Annotated in this window: 3 protein-coding genes; 1 reads left to right on the top strand and 2 read right to left on the bottom strand. The window is 71.5% G+C overall.

What is annotated here, in order from left to right; all coding sequences use genetic code 11:
* The first annotated feature begins 403 nt into the window (after positions 1-403).
* Positions 404-1,888, top strand: coding sequence for a PAS domain-containing sensor histidine kinase (locus L7D48_RS27370; protein ID WP_237883560.1), 1,485 nt, complete (start codon positions 404-406; stop codon positions 1,886-1,888).
* Between the two features lie 171 nt (positions 1,889-2,059).
* Here L7D48_RS27370 and L7D48_RS27365 read toward each other — a convergent pair whose 3' ends face one another.
* Together L7D48_RS27365 and L7D48_RS27360 are read right to left on the bottom strand one after the other, a co-directional pair.
* Positions 2,060-2,317, bottom strand: coding sequence for a WhiB family transcriptional regulator (locus L7D48_RS27365; RefSeq protein ID WP_028427873.1), 258 nt, complete (start codon positions 2,315-2,317; stop codon positions 2,060-2,062).
* A gap of 316 nt (positions 2,318-2,633) precedes the next feature.
* A partial coding sequence (locus tag L7D48_RS27360; RefSeq protein ID WP_237883558.1) for a diacylglycerol kinase family protein occupies positions 2,634-3,383 on the bottom strand: 750 nt, incomplete at its 5' end.

Genomic DNA, 3,383 nt, shown 5'->3' with positions numbered 1-3,383 from the left:
GGAAAACGGTGGGGCGGTGGAAGGCGGCGGGAGGCCGCGGGAGGCAGAGCGGCGGGGGGACTCCGAGCGCGGCCCCGGAAAGCCCCGAAGGGCCTTGGGAGGCCCCTGGGACACCCGCGGGCCGCGGCGCCGGGACGGGACCCTCAACCCGTCCGGCACCGCAGCCCGGAGCGATCGGAGACCCGGCGCAGTCAGGGCAGAGAGCGCCCGGTCTCGCTCCGCCCTCCTGTGCGGGGAGGGCGGAAGTCCGCCGCCATTGTGGACTGGACCACAGGCCCGTGTCCACGCCTTGAACACACCACCGGTTCGCCGGGGCGGCTGCCGTCAATTCTTGCGCACGACGGCGCGTATGCACAGACGTACGACCGGATCGGTCGCCGGTTAGGCTCACACCGTGCCCTCCATGAACGACCTCGTACACCAGCACACCGCTCTCGGCGACTCCGACCTGGAGTGGCTGCACCTGCTGGTCTCCGAGTGGCAGCTGCTGTCCGACCTCTCCTTCGCCGACCTGGTGCTGTGGGTCCCGACCCGGGACGGCACGCGCTACGTCTCCGTGGCGCAGATGCGCCCCAACACCGGGCCCACCTCCTACCAGGACGACATGGTCGGCCATCTCGTGCCCAGAGGGCGCAGGCCACTGCTGGACGCCGCCCTGGACGAGGGCCGGATCGTCCGCGAGGGCGACCCCGAGTGGCGCGAGGAGGTGCCGGTGCGGGTGGAGTCCATCCCCGTGCGCCGCGAGGGCCGCGTCCTGGGCGTCATCGCCCGCAACACCAACCTGCTGACGGTGCGCACGCCCAGCCGGCTGGAGCTGACCTACCTGCAGAGCGCCTCGGACCTGGCGCAGATGATCGCCGCAGGATCGTTCCCCTTCCCCGACCAGCAGGTCGACATGGACGCCTCCCCGCGGGTCGGCGACGGACTGATCCGGCTCGGCGCCGACGGCGTCGTCCAGTACGCCAGCCCCAACGCGCTCTCCGCCTACCACCGGCTGGGGCTGGCCGCCGACCTGGTCGGACTGCACCTGGGTCAGGCCACCGCCGAACTGGCGCCCTCCCGCGGCCCGGTGGACGAGTCGCTGGTCAAGCTCGCCAGCGGCTGGGCGCCGCGCGAGACCGAGATCGAGGGCAACGGCTGCGTCGTCCAGCTGCGGGCCATCCCGCTCAAACCGAAGGGGGTGCGCATCGGTTCGCTCATCCTGCTGCGCGACGTCACCGAACTGCGCCGCAGGGAGCGGGAGCTGATCACCAAGGACGCCACCATCCGGGAGATCCACCACCGGGTGAAGAACAACCTCCAGACCGTCGCGGCCCTGCTGCGCCTCCAGGCCCGGCGGATCGGCGCGGGCACCGGCGGCACCGCGCGGGAGGCGCTGGAGGAGGCCGTCCGCCGGGTCGGCTCGATCGCCATCGTCCACGAGACGCTCTCCCAGACGCTGGACGAGCGGGTGGAGTTCGACGAGATAGCCGACCGGGTGCTGGCGATGGTCGCCGAGATCTCCCCCGGCATGGTCACCGGGCGGCGTACGGGCCGCTTCGGCGTGCTGGTGGCCGAGGTGGCCACTCCACTGTCCATGGTGCTCACGGAGGTGCTGCAGAACGCCCTGGAGCACGGGTTCAGGCCGGGGGAGCGGGGCACGGTCGAGGTCACGGCCGTCCGCGGACCGGGCTCCGGCCACGGGGAGGGGCGGCTGCTGGTCACCGTGCAGGACGACGGGCGCGGTCTGCCGGAGGACTTCGACGTGCGCACCGCCGGGAACCTGGGGCTGCAGATCGTGAGGACGCTGGTGGAGGGGGAGTTGGAGGGAGGCTTCGACATGCTCCCGGCCCCCGGGGGCGGTACCCGGGTGGTCCTGGACATCCCCGTGGAGCCGGAGAGGCGCTGACGCCCGTCCGGCGGATCCCGGGGCCCGGTGCCGTGCGGGGGCCGGCGCCGGCCCCCGCACAGCGCCGAGCCCCGGACCGTGGGCACGGTCCGGGGCTCGGCGTCGTCGTTGCGGTGCGCACTGTGGGCACTGCGCGCTGCGGCTCGGGGGCAGCAGGTGGCGGGGTGGGCGTCAGGCAGTGGCCTTGCGCGCCCGGTTGCGGGCGGCGCGGCGCTTCATAGCGCGGCGCTCGTCCTCACTGAGGCCACCCCAGACACCGGAGTCCTGGCCGGACTCCAGGGCCCACTGCAGGCACTGCTCCATCACGGGGCAGCGGCGGCAGACGGCCTTGGCTTCCTCGATCTGCAGCAGCGCAGGACCGGTGTTGCCGATCGGGAAGAAGAGCTCGGGGTCTTCCTCGCGGCAAACGGCGTTGTGACGCCAGTCCATGGCTGCTCCATCTCCTACGCGTTGCGGTAATTGCTTGTGAATGTGAACGCTTTCACGAATCCCTCCACAAGGGAAGGGGCATCGCCCGGCTTCGCCGGGAGTGTCCCGAGGGATGAGGAGGTGGATTCGGGGCTCTCAAGGGGGTCGGCGTCGACCGTCCCGATCGCCATGAAGAGACTCGCAAACCTCGGCGGCGGATACAACCCCTTCCGGAAAGTTTTTTTTGATTCCTTGGTGTCGACTAGGTCACAGCCGTACTTCCAGGGGGTGGAACCTGGCCTAAACGTTCGAGTGAAAGGACTTTCACCACATCCGCTTACACAATCACACGCAGTGCACGGCGTACGCCTGTGAACGTCACGCTCGTACGCAGTCCCAGGTGGTCACCGTCCATCTGAAACGGCAGTGGCACCTGTGATTCCAAGGTGAAGTCGGTCAGATCGTGGAGCGAGACCACGTGCTTGCCGTGCGGGCCGCGCTCGGGCGAGGAGGTCAGCAGCTGGGTGCCGTAGCGGGTCACCGCGGAAGGGGTGAGCCGGGTCAGTCCGAGCACGTCGAGGGCGGTGTCGAAGGACGCGCGGGGGGCCGCGTACACCGGGCGGTTGCCCAGATAGGTCCAGGGCGCGGTGTTGCAGACTATGGACAGCGCCAGCTCCTCGACCGGCTCCTCGCCGGGCCGCCGCAGGGTGATCGTCCCATGGCGGCGGTAGGGGTCGCCCAGGAACTGCCGCACCACCTGGCGCACGTAGAGGGCGTGCGTCGAACGCCTGCCGCCCTCGCGCTTCTGCTCCACCCGGCCCACCACACCCGCGTCGAAACCGAGGCCCGCGCAGAAGGTGAACCACCGGGGCGGCACCTCCGCGTCCTCCGTCCCCGGCGTACCGGCCGCCAGGCCCAGGCCCACCGTGCGCTCGCCGCCGGAGTGCAGCGCGTCCAGCAGCGCGCCCGTGGCCTCCACCGCGTCGTTGGGCAGCCCCAGGGCGCGGGCGAAGACGTTGGTCGAGCCGCCCGGCACGACGGCGAGACGGGGGAGGGCGTCGGGGGCGGGGCCGGCGTGCAGCAGCCC

This window comes from Streptomyces sp. ICN903, from assembly GCF_022015835.1.
GTDB classification, from domain to species: Bacteria; Actinomycetota; Actinomycetes; order Streptomycetales; family Streptomycetaceae; genus Streptomyces; species Streptomyces fenghuangensis.
Note: the sequence above shows the minus strand (reverse complement) of the source record. Positions and strands in the feature narration are given on the sequence as shown.